Here is a 15547-nt window from a genome sequence, read left to right on the forward strand (position 1 = left end):
CATCGGCGTCGCATCTCTCACCCATCCTCGCATGTTTTGAACACGTTCAAGAACGACACTGGGTCCATGGCTCGCATCGTCCTGTTCCACTCAGCGCTCGGCCTGCGCACGGCCGTCCTCGACTTCGCTGACGCCCTGCGCGGCCTCGGCCACATCGTCGTCACCCCCGACTACTACGACGGGCACGTGTTCGACTCGACCGCCGACGGGCTCGCCCACCGCGACGCCGGGGGCGTTCGCGCCCTCATGGATCGTGCGCGCACGGCACTCGACGACGCGCCCGCCGACGCCGTCCTCGCCGGTTTCTCGCTCGGCGCGTTCTTCGCTCAGGCGTTCGCGGCGAAGCGGCCCGACGCGCGTGCCGCTGTGCTCCTGCACAACGTCGAGGCGCCGCGCGACGGAACATGGAACGGCGTCCCCGTCCAGGTGCATCGCCATGCTGTCGACCCGTTCATCAGCGAACCCGACGTCACCGCGCTGCGCGACGCCGTCACCGCCTCGGGCGCGCCGTTCGACGACGTCGTCGCACCCGGCGAAGGCCACCTCTTCACCGACCTCGCCACCCCTGACGGTGACGCCGCCGCATGCGACGCGAGCATCGCCGCGTTCGACGCGTTCATCCGCTGACAGCGGATGCCCCAGCTCGAGCAACACTCGAACCGGGGTGTCATGACGCTGCTGCGAGTCGTCAGGCCTTCTTGGCCGTCGTCTTCTTCGCAGCGGTCTTCTTCGTCGTCGTCTTCTTGGCGGCGGTCTTCTTCGTCGCAGCCTTCTTCGTCGACTTCTTGGCGGCCTTCTTGCGCGTCGAGGGGCCCTTGGCGCGTTTCTCGGCGAGCAGCTCGTAGGCCCGCTCGGCCGTCAGTGTCTCGACGTCGTCGTCCTTGCGCAGCGTCGCGTTGGTCTCGCCGTCGGTGACGTACTCGCCGAAGCGGCCGTCCTTGACGACGACGGGCTTGCCGGACGTCGGGTCGGCGCCGAACTCCTTGAGCGGCGGCTTCGCGGCGGCGCGGCCACGTTGCTTCGGCTGGGCGTAGATCGCCTCGGCCTCCTCGAGCGTGATCGTGAACAGCTGCGCCTCGTTCTCGAGCGAGCGCGAGTCGGTGCCCTTCTTCAGGTACGGCCCGTAGCGCCCGTTCTGCGCGGTGATCTCGACCTGCTTCGTCGTCTCCGTTCCGTCTTCGGCCGTCGCCTTCTCTTCGACGACGCCGACGACGCGCGGCAGCGACAACAGCTTGAGGGCGGTGTCGAGCTCGATCGTCGCGAGATCCATGTCCTTGAACAGCGACGCCGTGCGCGGCTTCGGCTTCGCCGCCTTCTTCTTCGGCTTCTCACCGTCGGCAGGCGTCACCTCCGGCAGCACCTCGGTGACGTACGGGCCGTAGCGTCCCGACTTGGCGACGATCTCGTGGCCCGACTCGGGGTCGGTGCCGAGGACGCGGCCGTCGTCGTCGGAGGCGTCGAGCAGCTCGCGGATCTTCGCAGGCGTCATCTCGTCGGGCGCGATGTCGTCCGTGATCGACGCGCGCCGCGGCTTCTCGCCGACCTTCTCGGGGTCGAAGCCCTCCTTGACCTCACCCGTCGCCGGGTCGATGCCGTTCGGCACCTCCTCCTCGACGTACGGCCCGTACCGCCCGACGCGCACGACGAGACCCTCGCCGATCGGAATGGTGGAGATCCCGCGTGCGTCGATGTCGCCGAGGTCGTCGACGAGTTGCTTGAGGCCCTCGGCCGACTCACCCTCGTCGCCGAAGTAGAAGCGCGTGAGCCAGGCCGCGCGCTCCTCGTCACCGGCGGCGATGCGGTCGAGCCCCTCCTCCATCGAGGCAGTGAAGTCGTAGTCGACGAGGCTGGGGAAGTGCGTCTCGAGCAGGTTCGTCACCGCGAACGCGAGCCATGTCGGGATGAGCGCGCTGCCGCGCGTTCGCACGTACCCGCGATCCTGGATCGTGCCGACCGTCGCGGCGTACGTCGACGGGCGGCCGATGCCGCGCTCCTCGAGTGCCTTCGTCAGCGTCGCCTCGGTGTAACGCGCGGGCGGCGACGTCTCGTGACCCAACGCCTCGGCGCGCAGCACGTCGAGGCCGACACCCTCGGACAGCTTGGGCAGGCGACGCTCGCCGTCATCGTTCGAGTAACGATCGGCGTCGCGACCCTCCTCGTAGGCGGCGAGAAAACCACGGAACGTGATGACGGTGCCGCTCGCCGAGTACTCGGCGCGCTTGGCGATACCCGAACTCTCGACCCCGACGGCGACCTTCACCGACGCCGTCGAACCCTTCGCGTCCGCCATCTGCGAGGCGACGGTGCGCTTCCAGATCAGCTCGTACAGCGCGAACTCGGTGCCGCGCAGCTCACCGGCGACCTGGGCGGGCGTGCGGAAGCGATCACCGGCCGGGCGGATCGCCTCGTGCGCCTCCTGCGCGTTCTTCGACTTGCCCGCGTAACGGCGGGGAGCGTCCGGCACGTATTCGGCACCGTACAGGTCGCGCGCCTGCTGACGCGCGGCGCTGATGGCCTGCTCGGACAGGGCGACCGAGTCGGTACGCATGTACGTGATGTAGCCGTTCTCGTACAGGCGCTGCGCGACGCGCATCGTGTCCTTCGAGCCCAGACGCAGCTTGCGGCTGGCCTCCTGCTGCAGCGTCGAGGTGATGAACGGCGCGCTCGGCTTGCGCGAGTACGGCTTCTCGCTGACGGCACTGACCTCGGCGTGGCCGGCTCGCGTCGCCTCAGCGATCTTCTCGGCCGCCGCACCGTCGAGGTGGCGCACGCCCGAGCTCTTGAGGCGCCCGTCGTCGCCGAAGTCGCGGCCGGAGGCGACCCGCTCGCCGTCGACGCCCGTCAGCTTGGCGGTGAACGCCTGGCTCGACTTCGCCTCGAACTCGCCCTCGACGTCCCAGTACGACGCGGCACGGAACGCCATGCGCTCCCGCTCACGCTCGACGACCATGCGCGTCGCGACCGACTGCACACGCCCTGCCGACAGGCCCGCACGCACCTTGCGCCACAGCACCGGCGACACCTCGTAGCCGTAGAGACGGTCGAGGATGCGGCGCGTCTCCTGCGCGTTGACCATCTGCATGTCGAGCTCGCGCGTGTCGTTGACGGCGCGCTGGATGGCCTCCTTCGTCACCTCGTGGAAGACCATGCGCTTGACCGGCACCTTCGGCTTCAGCGTCTCGAGCAGGTGCCACGCGATGGCCTCGCCCTCGCGGTCCTCATCGGTGGCGAGGTAGAGCTCGTCGGCGTCCTTCAGAGCGCGCTTGAGCTCGGCGACCTTCTTCTTCTTGTTCGCGTCGACGACGTAGTACGGCGCAAAACCGTTGTCGACGTCGACGGCGAACTTCCCGTACGGGCCCTTCTTCATGTCGGCCGGCATCTCGCTCGGCGTCGGCAGGTCACGGATGTGCCCGACGCTGGCATCGACGACGTAGTCGCTGCCCAGATAAGACGCGATCTTGTTGCCCTTCGAGGGCGATTCGACGATGACGAGTTTCTTGCCTGACGCCACTGGGGTGCTCCTTCGGTTCGCGCACGGGCCACGGATTCGTCGTCGCCTTCGCGTGCGGTCGTCTAGACCGTACCCGACGGGACCGACAGCCGGTCGTGGGGCAGCGGGAGCACCTCCGTCGCGACGCGGGAGGGGCACCGCGACTCAGACGTGACGGGTCCTGCCGCGTGACGCCCGCCCCTGCCCCGCACCCACAGCGCCGCCCGGCACCGACGCCCGAGGGCGGAGCGGAATGTCGAGGACGGCCGAGAGCGGTGTTCCGGCTACTCGAGGAACCCACTGGAATAAAGTTGATACGTCAACTAGTTTCGTCAGTATGAGCACCTCGACACAGGCCACCGACGGCCGACTCCCCGTCGCCTATCTCAGCCACGGCGCGCCGCCCCTCGCGGACGATGCGACCTGGACCGCCGAACTGGCCGCCTGGGGCAAGGAACTGCCCAAGCCGAAGCAGATCCTCATGGTCTCGGCGCACTGGGAGAACGCGCCCGTCACGGTGTCGTCGACGAGCGGCGCCGGGCTCACCTACGACTTCTGGGGATTCCCGCAGAAGTACTACGAGGTGACGTACGACGCGCCCGCCGCGCCCGAACTCGCCGAATCGGTGGCCCGCCTCGTCGGCACACCCGAGCGGCCCGTGCACCAGGACCCATCACGCGGTCTCGACCACGGCGCGTACGTCCCCCTCGTCGAGATGTTCCCCGACGCCGACGTGCCCGTCCTGCAGATGTCGATGCCGACGCTCGACCCCGTCGAGCTGTTCGAGCTGGGCCGCAAGCTCGCGCCGCTGCGCGACGAGGGGACGCTCATCATCGGTTCCGGGTTCACGACCCACAACCTGCGGTGGTTCCGTCCGAGCGGTGACGCTGACGACGCCCCGCCCGCGCCGTCATCGGAGTTCGACCACTGGGCCGCCGAGACGATGGCGAGCGGCGACCTCGACGCACTGTTCGACTTCATGACGAAGGCCCCCGCCGCCCATGAGGCGCACCCGCGCACCGAGCACTGGGCACCGCTCTACGTCGCGCTCGGCGCCGCCAACCCGGACGGCGCGGCGTCGGCGTCGGCGCAGACCACCGTCGACGGCTTCTGGTACGGCCTGAGCAAGCGCAGCTGGCAGCTGGCCTGACGCCCCGGCCGTACCTAACTGCGGGGTGCTCAGCGCTCGACGCGGGTGAGGAAACCGTTGGCGACGAGGCGCTTCAGCAGCGGCAGCGTGCCGCGGACGGCGTCGTCAGCGGGCACGTCGACGAGCGTTGCGATGGCCTCCAGCGCCGTGCGCGCCGTCATCGATCCGTCGCAGACCGACAGGAACGCGGCGAGCACGGTGTCGGCCTGGATCGACATGCCGAACCCGCCGCCCTGACGGATCATGATGACGCTCGGGTCGCTCGCTCCGGGCTTCGTGTGACGCTCCTCCGTGACGTCCGGCGCGGCCTGCCAGAACGAGTCGAGCACCGCGTCGTCTCCGACACGCGCCATCCACGCCCGCGCGGCGAGACCTGCGTCGATCGTCGGGCCCATGGCGGCGGCGACAGAGCCGCGCTCGTCGAGCAGATCGGTGAACCGGGGACGGGGTTCGGCCGGCCTCTGGAGCGTGATGATGCCGAAGCCGATGCGCTCGACGCCGCGCGCCGCGAAGTCGTCGAGCCAGGCCGAGTACATGGCGTCGTACTCGGGCGACCCGACGGGCGCGCCACCGTCACGCGCCCACAGTTCGGCGTATTCACACGGATCCTGCACCTCGCGCTGCACCACGAGCGCATCGAGGTCGACGCCGTCGAGCCATCGCTCCCAGACGTCTTCGAACGTCTCGCCGTCGCGCATCTCCCAGTTGCCGAGGAACTGTGCGACACCACCGGGTTCGAGGTGGGCGCCGACGTCGCGAACCAGGTTGCGCACGACGGCGTCACCCACCGCACCGCCGTCGCGGTACTCGTACTCGGGCATGCCGGGGCGACGCGGCGTGATGACGAACGGCGGGTTGCTCACGATGAGGTCGAATCGGCGGCCGGCGACCGGTTCGAGCATCGAACCGGCGAGCACCTCGACGTCGAGATCGTTGAGAGCGGCGTTGAAGCAGACGAAGGCGAGCGCGCGTGTCGCGAGGTCCGAGGCGACGATGTGCTCGACGTGGCCCGCGAGGTGCGCGGCCTGAACACCGCAGCCGGTGCCGAGGTCGAGGGCGGTGCGGACGGTGCGTCGCGGGGTCCATCTTGCGAGGGTCGTCGACGCCCCACCGATGCCGAGCACATGATCGGGTTCGAGCACCTGGCCCGTCGCGATCTCCGAGAGATCCGATGCCAGCCACCATGACGACGTCTCGTCGCCGTACGGGCGCAGGTCGCATGTAGCGACGAGAATGCGGTCGTCCCCGTCTCCGCGCATCTGCTCGAGGGTGTCGTCGTCGGCGAGCAGCCCGAGCGCCGTGAGACCGTCGACCCCCGCGGCGGGGAAGGCCGCCTCGATCCGCGCCGGACTCATACGCCCACCGAGCGTGAACAGTGCCACCATCGTCGCGACAGGACTGTCGTCGTCGGCCAGGATGCGGCGAGCAGCCGTCGGCTGTTCGCGGTGCAGCGCGGCCGACGCACTCGGGCCGAGGACGTCGGCGACCGCCTCGACGGTGTAGGGCGCCGCAGCGAGGTCAGCGCGCAGAGCGACGAGCTGATCGCGCGTGGAATCGTCGACGTGAGGGGCCGGGGAAGACATGACCCCAGTATGACGTTGACCTGGTGCACGCCGCCGACCCCATGAGGACCGGCGCGCGCCGGCGGAGCGTCAGGCGCCCGCCTTGACCGCCGCGACGGCGTCAGCGGCGGTGGAATCGATGGTGAAGATCTTCTCGAGGCCGGTGATCTGGAAGTTGCGGAGCACCCGGGGATTGGTGATGACGACCCGCATGACCCCCTCGAGCATCCGCACGGCCTTGAGGCGCCCCACGAGCACACCGAGGCCGGTCGAGTCGAGGAAGCTGACCTCGCTCATGTCGACGACCATCGCCTTGTCACCGGCGGCGAGTACCTTCGAGATGGCGTCCCGCAGAACGGGGGCGGTGTACACATCCACCTCCCCGGCGAAGGCGATGACGGCTATGCCGTCGTCCCGGCGAAGGTTCACTCTGAGTTCCACGCGGCCCGGGCTCCTGCTGCTCGACGGTTCATCCTGGCGCAGGCGAGGCCTGCTCTCTGGGAATTCAGTTTTGTCACAGGAAGCCGAAAAGTCAATGCAAGTTGATTTCACATTCATCTCCTTCGAGGTGAGATCCAGGGTGGAGGGTGCGCATGAGTTCTGCGGTCACGCGCACTGACGGTGCGGGCCCCGAGCAATGGCTCGACGCGCTGCGTGACGCCGGCACCGGTGGTGTCACCCACGTGCGCACGCGCCCCGCCCGTGAGGCCTCGCTCGCCGAGTGGCCCGACGCGGTGGCGCCTGCGGTTCGAGCTGCGTTCGAGGGCAAGGGAATCCACCATCTGTGGTCGCATCAACGAACCGCACTCGACGCTGTGTTCGAGCGCCGCCACGTCGTCGTCGCGACCGGAACCGCCTCGGGCAAGTCGCTCGCCTACCAGGTGCCGATGCTGACGGCTGCCGTCGACGGCGCCGACTTCGCGCGCCGCCCCGGCGACCCGCCCGTCAGCGCGCTCGCGGCGATCCGCGGAGCCACGACGCTCTACCTCTCGCCCACGAAGGCGCTCGCCGCCGACCAACGCGCGCGCCTCGACGCTCTCGCCATCCCGGGCGCACGCATCGCGACGCTCGACGGTGACACTCCCCCGGACGAGCGACGCTGGATCCGCGACCACGCCGGCATCATCCTGACCAACCCGGATCTGCTCCACCACTCGATGCTGCCCGCTCACGAACGCTGGTCGATCTTCTGGCGCTCGCTGCGCCTCGTCGTCATCGACGAGTGCCATGTCTATCGCGGCGTGTTCGGCGCCCACACGGCCGGCGTCATCCGACGTCTGCGCCGTGTCGCCGCGCGCTACGGCAGTCACCCGACGTTCGTGCTCGCCTCCGCGACCTCCGGTGAACCCGCCGCACACGCCCGCGCTCTGACAGGCCTCGACGTCGACGCCGTCACCGACGACGGCTCGCCGAGCCCAGCCCTGACGTTCGCGCTGTGGGAGCCCGGCCCGCCCCCGGGCGCGGCAGAGGCCATGGGTGAGGCCGTGGCGGCAGCCACAGATGCGATGAGCGACGAGGATGGCGACGCCGCGCGGGATGGCGACGCGGCCCAGGCTGCTCCTGGCTCTGCCCAGGATCGTGGCGCCGCCCAGGAAGGCGGCGCGGACGATGGCCTCACAGTCGAAGACCTCGGGCGTCGTAGTGCCGTCGCCGAAACGGCCGACTTGTTCGGCGAACTGGTCGGGCGCGGCGTGCAGACGCTCGCGTTCGCGCGCTCGCGTGTGGGTGTCGAGGTGATGGCCGACATGGCGCGAAACCGCCTGTGGAACCACGGGTTCGACCCCGACCTCGTCGCTGCCTATCGCGGGGGTTACCTGCCCGAGGAACGCCGCACCGTCGAATGCGGGCTGCGCGACGGCACCCTCGCCGGGGTGGCCGCCACGAGCGCGCTCGAGCTCGGCATCGACGTCAGCGGCCTCGACGCCGTCCTGCTCGCCGGGTGGCCGGGGACGGTCGCGTCGCTGCATCAGCAGAGCGGGCGGGCGGGGCGCTCGGGGCGTGACGCGCTCGCCGTCTTCGTCGCCGCCGACGATCCGCTCGACACCTATCTCGTCCATCATCCCGATGTGTTCTTCGACCGCCCGGTCGAGGCGACCGTCGTCGATCCGAGCAACCCGTACGTGCTCGGGCCGCAGCTCGCGAGCGCCGCTGCCGAACTGCCCCTGACGGCCGCCGACGAGGCTCTCTTCGGCGCGGACATGTGGCCGCTCGTCGAGGCGCTCGTCGCCCAGCGCGTCCTGCGTCGGCGTCCGAGCGGCTGGTACTGGGCGCGCGACGACCGGCCCGGCGACCACGTCTCGTTGCGGGGCGACGGCGGCAGTGACGTGCGCATCGTCGAGTCGCGCACCGGGGCCGTGCTCGGCACGGTCGACGGGGAGCGCGCCCACTCGAGCGTCTTCCCGGGCGCGGTGTACGTCCATCAAGGGCGCACGTTCGTCGTGACGTCCCTCGACCTCGACGACGGCAGTGCGCACGTCGTGCGCGGCAACCCGGGGTGGTCGACGGCGGCTCGCTCCGTCAGCTCGTTCGACATCCTCGAGGAGGATCGGTCGCAGACATGGGGTGCCGTCGGCGTCCACTACGGCACCATTCGGGTGCGCACGCAGGTGACGAGCTTTCTGCGACGGCTGCCCTCGGGCGAGGTCATCGGTGAGCACCCGCTCGATCTGCCCGAGCGCACTCTCATGACGAAGGGTGTGTGGTGGACGGTTCCCGAGGAGCACCTGCTCGACGCCGGCGTGACACCAGAGAGCGCGCCCGGGGCTCTGCACGCGGCCGAGCACTGCTCGATCGGGCTGATCTCGCTCGTCGCGCAGGGTGACCGGTGGGACGTCGGTGGCGTCTCGACCGCGCTGCACCCCGACACGGACATGCCCACCGTCGTCGTCTACGACGCCCTGCCCGGCGGCTCGGGTTTTGCCGAGCGCGCCTACGAACGGGCGGCGACGTGGCTGCGCGCCACGCAGGACGCCATCGTCTCCTGTGGCTGCGAACACGGCTGTCCGGCCTGCATCCAGTCGCCCAAGTGCGGCAACGGCAACTCCCCGCTCGACAAGGCCGGCGCCCTCACGCTGCTCGAGTGCGTCCTCGCCGACGCGCCTGACGACGACTCGCGTCGCCTCGCGGGCGGCTGAGGCCGGTTGTCGACCCGTCGAGTGCGGCCCTGACACCGGCGACGGGGGTGCCGACGTCTGTCTGGCCGAGTGGTCTTCGGGCGCGCCGGCTCGGGCGGTCGCTGTCACCTCGTGCCCGAGGGCCGAGGCACGACGCGCCGTCACCTGCACCCCCGTCGACAACTCGGTGCAGGTCGTGAGCGTCGCATCGTTGAGGCGAGCACTGTGCCCGGCGGCCGCGCAGGCGTCCCCTGCCGGCAGGCGCGCTGCGCCGAGCACGACGGACGCACCCGCCAGCGCCGCGTGATCCGCCGCGAGCCTCACGCGCTCGGCGTCGACGGCGATGCGCGCATACGTCGCGACACCCGCGAACAGCGCGACGAGCATCCCGACGACGCCCACCATGACGACGCTCGCACCACCACGCTCGCTCGGAGTCCGAGGTGCGCGCGGATCAGGTGTCCGTGACCTTGCCGGTGTCGGTGTTTGTGTTTGCGCGGACGACCGCGACCACGTCCGTGGACACGCGCGCGGCAGCCGGCGCCACAGATGGGACGGCTGCGACGAACGCGTCGACCCGTGCTGGGGTAGACGCGGCTGTCGGGATCGCCAGATCATGGGCCCTCTTCCTGAGCGGCCACCGCACGGGCCGTGACATCGGGCAGCACCCAGCCGAGGGGCGACGGCGGGCGGGCGACGAGCGAGACCGTCACCCACCCGCCGTCGCGAGCGACGCTCAACGTCGCCGGCACGCCCGTCGCGGCGACGGCGCGACGTACGGCGTCGTCGCCGTCACCCCTGGCGGCCGAACGGGCGGCGACGGAGGCGGCGTTCCACGTCCGATGATGGGTCAACAACAACTGCGTGAGGGCGACGACGAGCGAGACGACGACAACAACGGCGGGCAGCGCAACGGCGAATTCCGCTGTAGCCATGCCTGATTCGTCGACCAACCAACGACGGCGCAACCATGTGGGCAGATTGCATCCCATGGTCGCGGACGCAGGCTTCGTCGACGCCCGACCGGCCGCAGGCCGAGCCGTTCGAGTCGATGGAGCACTCGTCGCCGTGAGCGTCGCCCGCGACGAGGTCGCCCTCGCCACCCCCAGCGCCGTCGCCCGCGTGGTCATCGTCGCCCTCGCCGTCAGCGCGTCGACAGTGCCGAGGAGAAGATGCCCTCGAGCGCGGATCGGACGGTGTCGGACTTGACGATGGCGATGAGCACAGCGGCGAACGCGACGGCGGCGATGGTGCCGACGGCGTACTCGGCGGTCGACATGCCGTGCTCGGCGGCTTCGCTCGCGGCGCGCCAGCGGCGCAGCAGCTCGTCACGGGTACGGCGGGTGGTGGCGATCATGGTTGTCTCCTTGAAGGTGGTGCGGTTGTCGTCCGGAGTGGACGTCCCGGCGCCGGCGGCGACGGAGTGTGTGGGCGCTCAGGCGGGCAGTTTCACGAGCCCGAGCACGAGCGGAACGATGGCGATGAGGATGAAGGCGGGCAGAAAACACAAGCCGAGCGGCAGGACGATGCGCACGCCGGCCTTCGCGCCCGCTTGCGTGACACGTTCGGCCTCGGAGCGACGCAGGTCGTCGGCCGCCTGCCGCAGCAGCGAGCTCGGCGCCGCGCCGCAACGTCCGGCCAGTTCGAAGGCTGTCGCGACGGGACGCCAGACGGGCGGCGCGAGCGCCCAAGCGCTACGTTCGTCCACGCCCCAGCGCAGCGCCGCCGCGACGCGGCTGACCGTACTGACGCCACCGGCCGCGTTCCCCGGCGAGCCTGCGCTGTTCGGCAGCTCGAGCCCGCCGGCATCCCGAAACGCCGTCTCCGTCGACGGCCCTCCCCGCTGCGCCGCTCCCACGGCCTCGAGCGCGACGACGGCGGGCGCCCCGCCTTCCAGTGCGAGGGCGAGCAGATCGATGGAGGAGGCGACCGCCAACGGATGATCCGCCGTGTCGCTCTCGTCGCTCGTGACGAGGACGGGCCGCTCGGCCCGCGTCGAACTCGGCCACAACGCCATCGCAGCGGCGCTCGCCGCCACCAGCACCCACACCGTCATGACGTCGCCGCCTCGGTCGGTGCCTTGAGCGCGGACGCCGTCATGCGACGCGACCACCGCGCCCCGACGAACATGAGCGCAATCCCGGGCCACAGCGTCACCAGCCCGGAGAAGCCGCTGTAGCAACCGAGCATGTCGACGCCCAGCAGCATCCCGAGGCCCACCCCGAGCACCGGCAGGCCCAGCAGCACCGACGTGCTTGCCTTCGCACCCGCCGTCGCACCGTCCACGCACGCACGATGCGAGCGCCGTGCTCGCACACTGCGGGCGGCACCCTCCATCGCGTCGGCGAGTGGGCATCCGTGCCGCGCCGACAGCTGCCAGGCCGCGGCGACCTCCTCGAACGCGGCGCTGCGCCACAAGCGTCCGAGGTCGCGCCAGACCTGCACGACATCACCGTCGCGCACCGCTTCGAGGCGCAGCCGCTGCCACCCGGCACTCGTCGCGCTCCCACCCGCCGAGGTGGCCCCCACACCATCGAGCGCCATGATGAGGGCCGGCGTGACGGCCGACCCGGCGCGCAGCACCGTGACGAGAGCATCCACGAGCTGCAGGCATTCGGCCTCGGGATCGCTGCTGCTCAGGCGCCGCACCCCTCGCACCGGCCGCCGGTCCTCCCGCGGAAGAGCCTGCACCCGAGCCGGCCAAGCGATGACGGCGACGGCAGCGGCGAGCGCCAAGGTCATGACGTTCATCGCACACCTGCCAGGTCGCACAGAGCGGGCCAGGCACCCGCGCGCACACCGCGCTGCCAGGCTGCCTCGACCCGCAAGCCGTGATGGTCGCCCCCCATCACCCCGACGCTCGCGACGCGGCGCATCCCGTCGACGCGTTCGACGTGGATGACGACGCTGATCGCCGGCCGCAGCTGTGTGCGCACTGCTTCGGGGCTCATGCCGGCCAGCGCGCCGAGCGCTTCGAAACGCGCGGGCACGTCGGCCGCCGCGTTGGCATGAACGGTGCCGCACCCACCCTCGTGGCCCGTGTTGAGCGCCGTCATGAGCTCACGCACCTCGGCGCCACGCACCTCGCCGACGACGATCCGATCGGGCCGCATGCGCAGGGATTGCCGCACGAGCGCGGCCAGCGGCACTTCGCCGACCCCCTCGACGTTCGGGGAGCGCGCCTCGAGTCGCACCACGTGCGGGTGTTCGACGGCGAGCTCCCGTACGTCCTCGACGACGAGAAGGCGTTCGTCGTGGGGCACGTGACGCAGCAGCGCCGCGAGCAGCGTGGTCTTGCCCGTTCCGGTGCCACCGCTGATGACGAAGGACACCTTGGCCCGCACGAGGGCGAGCAGCAGCGCGGCCACCTCGTCGTCCATCGCGCCGCGGGCGACGAGGTCGCCGAGACCGATTCGCAAGCCGCCCGGCACACGCAGGCTCAGGTGTGCGCCGTGGTCGACGAGCGGCGGCAGCACCGCATGCAGTCGCACCCCGCCGGGCAGGACGGCGTCGACGTAGGGGCTCGCGTCGTCGAGGCGCCGGCCCGCTGCGGCAGCGAGGCGCACGGCGAGTCGCCGCACGTCTTCCTCGCCGCCCAGGTCGAGCGCGATCCGTTCGACGCCGCATCCGCGATCGACCCAGACACCCCGGGTGCCGTTGACGAGCACGTCGCTCACCCCGGGGAGTTCGAGCGCTTCACGCAGCGGCCCGGCGCCGAGGACATCGGCGTCGAGGCGCGCCTCGAGTGCGACGCGCTGCTCCTGCCCGAACACCGGCGCGTCGAGCTTCACGAGCGATTCGAGCGAGCGCGCGCTCGGTGCACGCCCGGCGTGGATCTCCTTCCACATGCCTTCGGCTACGCCCATGACGGCTCCCGTTCGAGGCGCGCGACGAACATCGACACGTCGCGCACGAGGCGGGTCATCGTCGTCTCACGCTGCCCCGGCCATCGGCCCGCGAGCAGGTCGGCCGGGCAGTGGGCGCTCATGCGCCACCGCGTCGGGCCGGCCGCGACAAGCGGGGCACCGAGCGATTCGGCGAGCACGGAGCGCGTACGCACCGGCGTCTCGAGCGCGACGAGCGCGACCGGCGCGATGCTCGAGCCGCCCGGCTCGTCCAGCGCGAGCTCCGTGAGCGCTCGCACCGTGTGCTGCGCTGCAGCCGTCGACGCGAGCGTGCCGCGCACGAGCAGCACGATGACGTCGAACTCCCCCGGGCGTGGCAGCGGATGCGCGGCCAGGCAGTGCACGACGTCCCCCGCGACGTGGGCGAGCGCCTCGTGCGTCGCGCGCCTCGACTCCTCGTCGACGACGGCGGGAGAGGCGGTGTGGCTGAGCACCGCCACCCCGTCGCGCTGCGGCAGGGCGGCGAGCAGCCGCTCACCGTCGATGTGGGATCCCGCGCCACGCAGGGCCGGCCAGCGCGCACCGGGCGTCGTCTCGAGGTCGAGCAGCACGTCGAGCCCACCCGTTCCGGGTTGACCGTCGACGAGGGCCACCGGCGGTCTCGACGAGCCGCTGGCCGCCGCGACCTTCGCCAGATACCCCGCGAGCGCAGCCCCGAAGCACGCACCGTCGATGCTCGAATCGGGGCACATCACCGCGATGCGACGTCCACGCACGAGCGGGGCCTCGAGGGCCCCATCCCCGACGCCGACGATGCCACCGCCCGAACCGGCCAGATCATCGACGTCGTCGGCGAACACCTCGCCATCCGGCCAGGCATCACGCGCTCCGTCGCCTCGCGCCGACTCGGCGGACTGCTCTTCACTGCGGCTTCGATGCCGCCCGGGGAGTTCGAATCTCGCCCCCGCGTCGTCCCATGCGTTCATGGCTCCACCGTCACGGCCGGCACCAGCCCGGGCCAAGGTCGCGAGAGCCGAACCTGTGGATCAGCCTGCAGGCGAGGGCAAAAACCGGCCGTAGCCGTCACACCCTGTGGATGACGCACCCGCCCGTCGCGGCCTCAGCGCCTCCGTCGGGGCCCGCCGAATTCCAGCCCCCGCCGCACCCACCGGCCAGGAACAGCGACAGCCCCCGTCGGGGGGACGACGGGGGCTGTCTATGCGTGCATACCCTTGGGGGTGCGGCATGCACGCCAGCGCTCGACCCGAGGGGAGCGCACTGCTTCAATATGTCACGGTGGGCACGCTAATCCAAGCCGGAACCTGTTGATTTACTGAGACTTCACCCACATTACGCCAAGACTCCACCCTGAAGTGGGTGGCAATTGCTTACAATCCGCCGAGCCGCCCGGCGAGGACCGCGTCCGCGATGCGCATGCCTTCACGCGCGCCCCGCTCGTACGAGCCGACGCAGAACGTCAGCCACAGGCGAACCCCGTCCGCGGAGCCGGTCGCATACGCCGCGAGCGCCCCGACGTATCCCGCGCTCGCCTCGCGCAGGTGGCCGACCTCGGGCACGCAGACTCCCGTCGGGTCGAGCCCGGCGGCCTGCACGAGGGCCCGCTCGAAACCTCGCGCCACGATCGCGTTCCCGCGCACGAAGGGGCGCATCGTCGCGATCTCGGCATGAGCGAGGGCGGCGACCACCGCCACCGGTGCCTTGTCATGGCACGCGACGAGTTCGTAGAGCCCTCCGAGCCGCGCGGGAAGTTCCAGTGCCGGCACGGGCGCTCCGACCTCGACGAGTTCGGCGCACACCTCGTCATCGCGACGGGGGCGTCCTACGGCGTCGGGCGGCAGATCGACACCCGCCGAAGACCCCGCTACGGCGACGTGGAGGCGTGCGAGGGCCTGAGCGGGGGACGTCAGCACGAGGTCTCGGGCATGCTCCGTCTCGGCGGTGGCTTGCACCGCGCCGCGCAGCGCCCGCTCGAGCGGGTCGGGCTCCTCGGGCCACGACGTCAGCCCGACGACCAACTCACGCACGACGTCGACGGAGACCTCGGCGCCGTCCAGCGCGGCGCTGGCCCGCGCCCCGCGCACACGCGACTCGGCGGCGGCCTGCGGGATGCGCCGTCGCAACGCGTTGTGCCAGCGCAGTTCGGTGCAGGCTTCACGGGCACGATCGACACTCTCGCCCACCTCGGGCAGGTCGGCAAGGGCACGCACGGCGTCGACGGTCGCAGTCATGGCGCAAGCGTACTCAGCGCCCCACGTTTGCTACCCGTCAGTATGCGAACCGCCCTCGACGCGCCACCCGGGCGATGCGATAGAAAAGGGTTGACGCCTGTGATCCACACCTCATCGCGCCGACGATCCGGGGCCTCC

Annotated in this window: 13 protein-coding genes and 1 pseudogene; 3 read left to right on the forward strand and 11 right to left on the reverse strand. The window is 70.9% G+C overall.

Annotated features, from left to right (window positions below; genetic code table 11):
- Positions 1 to 66 precede the first annotated feature (66 nt).
- On the forward strand, positions 67 to 627 hold the full coding sequence (locus tag HMPREF0321_RS02830; protein WP_006944040.1) for a dienelactone hydrolase family protein: 561 nt from the start codon (positions 67 to 69) through the stop codon (positions 625 to 627).
- A 61-nt stretch (positions 628 to 688) separates the two neighbouring features.
- On the opposite strand, the gene topA is transcribed toward HMPREF0321_RS02830, so the two are convergent.
- Positions 689 to 3511, reverse strand: a complete 2823-nt coding sequence (topA, locus tag HMPREF0321_RS02835; protein WP_006943967.1) for a type I DNA topoisomerase — start codon at positions 3509 to 3511, stop codon at positions 689 to 691.
- A gap of 316 nt (positions 3512 to 3827) precedes the next feature.
- Here topA and HMPREF0321_RS02840 point away from each other — a divergent pair, with 316 nt between their 5' ends.
- Complete coding sequence (locus HMPREF0321_RS02840; RefSeq protein ID WP_006943991.1) at positions 3828 to 4640, forward strand: dioxygenase; 813 nt, start codon at positions 3828 to 3830, stop codon at positions 4638 to 4640.
- Positions 4641 to 4669: 29 nt separating this feature from the next.
- Here HMPREF0321_RS02840 and HMPREF0321_RS02845 read toward each other — a convergent pair whose 3' ends face one another.
- Positions 4670 to 6223, reverse strand: coding sequence for a class I SAM-dependent methyltransferase (locus tag HMPREF0321_RS02845; protein WP_006943956.1), 1554 nt, complete (start codon positions 6221 to 6223; stop codon positions 4670 to 4672).
- 69 nt (positions 6224 to 6292) lie between these two features.
- A complete protein-coding gene (locus tag HMPREF0321_RS02850) occupies positions 6293 to 6643 on the reverse strand; it encodes an STAS domain-containing protein (protein WP_038569554.1) in 351 nt (116 codons plus the stop codon).
- Positions 6644 to 6795: 152 nt separating this feature from the next.
- On the opposite strand from HMPREF0321_RS02850, the gene HMPREF0321_RS02855 reads away from it, so the two are divergent.
- Positions 6796 to 9336 carry a DEAD/DEAH box helicase gene (locus HMPREF0321_RS02855; RefSeq protein WP_006943958.1) on the forward strand — a complete coding sequence of 847 codons (2541 nt, stop codon included), beginning with the start codon at positions 6796 to 6798 and terminating at the stop codon, positions 9334 to 9336.
- A 93-nt stretch (positions 9337 to 9429) separates the two neighbouring features.
- On the opposite strand, the pseudogene HMPREF0321_RS17320 reads toward HMPREF0321_RS02855, so the two are convergent.
- From HMPREF0321_RS17320 to HMPREF0321_RS02895, 8 genes and pseudogenes are all read right to left on the reverse strand, one after another.
- Positions 9430 to 9933 (reverse strand): annotated as a pseudogene (locus tag HMPREF0321_RS17320) (Rv3654c family TadE-like protein); the annotation flags it as partial.
- Complete coding sequence (locus tag HMPREF0321_RS16335) at positions 9930 to 10250, reverse strand: TadE family type IV pilus minor pilin (protein WP_038569562.1); 321 nt, start codon at positions 10248 to 10250, stop codon at positions 9930 to 9932. The pseudogene HMPREF0321_RS17320 and the gene HMPREF0321_RS16335, both read right to left, overlap by 4 nt.
- A gap of 209 nt (positions 10251 to 10459) precedes the next feature.
- Positions 10460 to 10672 (reverse strand): DUF4244 domain-containing protein, encoded by a 213-nt coding sequence (locus HMPREF0321_RS02870; RefSeq protein ID WP_006943941.1) that lies wholly within the window; start codon positions 10670 to 10672, stop codon positions 10460 to 10462.
- A 78-nt stretch (positions 10673 to 10750) separates the two neighbouring features.
- Entirely contained in the window at positions 10751 to 11371 is a 621-nt protein-coding gene (locus HMPREF0321_RS14650) for a type II secretion system F family protein (RefSeq protein WP_006943927.1), read from the reverse strand.
- Positions 11368 to 12066 carry a type II secretion system F family protein gene (locus HMPREF0321_RS16340; protein ID WP_006944015.1) on the reverse strand — a complete coding sequence of 233 codons (699 nt, stop codon included), beginning with the start codon at positions 12064 to 12066 and terminating at the stop codon, positions 11368 to 11370. Before HMPREF0321_RS16340 ends, HMPREF0321_RS14650 begins: the two co-directional genes overlap by 4 nt.
- Positions 12063 to 13181, reverse strand: a complete 1119-nt coding sequence (locus HMPREF0321_RS02885; protein ID WP_231729428.1) for a TadA family conjugal transfer-associated ATPase — start codon at positions 13179 to 13181, stop codon at positions 12063 to 12065. The genes HMPREF0321_RS16340 and HMPREF0321_RS02885 overlap by 4 nt, the downstream gene beginning before the upstream one ends.
- The gene (locus tag HMPREF0321_RS14655; RefSeq protein WP_006943999.1) at positions 13172 to 14146 is read right to left on the reverse strand and encodes a hypothetical protein; all 975 of its coding nucleotides are present in this window, start codon (positions 14144 to 14146) and stop codon (positions 13172 to 13174) included. Before HMPREF0321_RS14655 ends, HMPREF0321_RS02885 begins: the two co-directional genes overlap by 10 nt.
- A gap of 402 nt (positions 14147 to 14548) precedes the next feature.
- A complete protein-coding gene (locus tag HMPREF0321_RS02895) occupies positions 14549 to 15409 on the reverse strand; it encodes a hypothetical protein (protein WP_006944034.1) in 861 nt (286 codons plus the stop codon).
- Positions 15410 to 15547: the final 138 nt, after the last annotated feature.

Source organism: Dermacoccus sp. Ellin185, from assembly GCF_000152185.1.
Lineage (GTDB): Bacteria > Actinomycetota > Actinomycetes > Actinomycetales > Dermatophilaceae > Dermacoccus > Dermacoccus nishinomiyaensis.

Bases quoted from the DNA above. Each gene is read 5' to 3' on its own strand.
- HMPREF0321_RS02885 (WP_231729428.1), bottom strand. From the start codon at position 13,181: ATGGGCGTAGCCGAAGGCATGTGGAAGGAGATCCACGCCGGGCGTGCA.
- HMPREF0321_RS02855 (WP_006943958.1), top strand. From the start codon at position 6,796: ATGAGTTCTGCGGTCACGCGCACTGACGGTGCGGGCCCCGAGCAATGG.
- HMPREF0321_RS02830 (WP_006944040.1), top strand. From the start codon at position 67: ATGGCTCGCATCGTCCTGTTCCACTCAGCGCTCGGCCTGCGCACGGCC.
- HMPREF0321_RS02840 (WP_006943991.1), top strand. From the start codon at position 3,828: ATGAGCACCTCGACACAGGCCACCGACGGCCGACTCCCCGTCGCCTAT.
- HMPREF0321_RS14650 (WP_006943927.1), bottom strand. From the start codon at position 11,371: ATGACGGTGTGGGTGCTGGTGGCGGCGAGCGCCGCTGCGATGGCGTTG.
- HMPREF0321_RS02870 (WP_006943941.1), bottom strand. From the start codon at position 10,672: ATGATCGCCACCACCCGCCGTACCCGTGACGAGCTGCTGCGCCGCTGG.
- HMPREF0321_RS02845 (WP_006943956.1), bottom strand. From the start codon at position 6,223: ATGTCTTCCCCGGCCCCTCACGTCGACGATTCCACGCGCGATCAGCTC.
- HMPREF0321_RS02895 (WP_006944034.1), bottom strand. From the start codon at position 15,409: ATGACTGCGACCGTCGACGCCGTGCGTGCCCTTGCCGACCTGCCCGAG.
- HMPREF0321_RS14655 (WP_006943999.1), bottom strand. From the start codon at position 14,146: ATGAACGCATGGGACGACGCGGGGGCGAGATTCGAACTCCCCGGGCGG.
- HMPREF0321_RS16335 (WP_038569562.1), bottom strand. From the start codon at position 10,250: ATGGCTACAGCGGAATTCGCCGTTGCGCTGCCCGCCGTTGTTGTCGTC.
- HMPREF0321_RS16340 (WP_006944015.1), bottom strand. From the start codon at position 12,066: ATGAACGTCATGACCTTGGCGCTCGCCGCTGCCGTCGCCGTCATCGCT.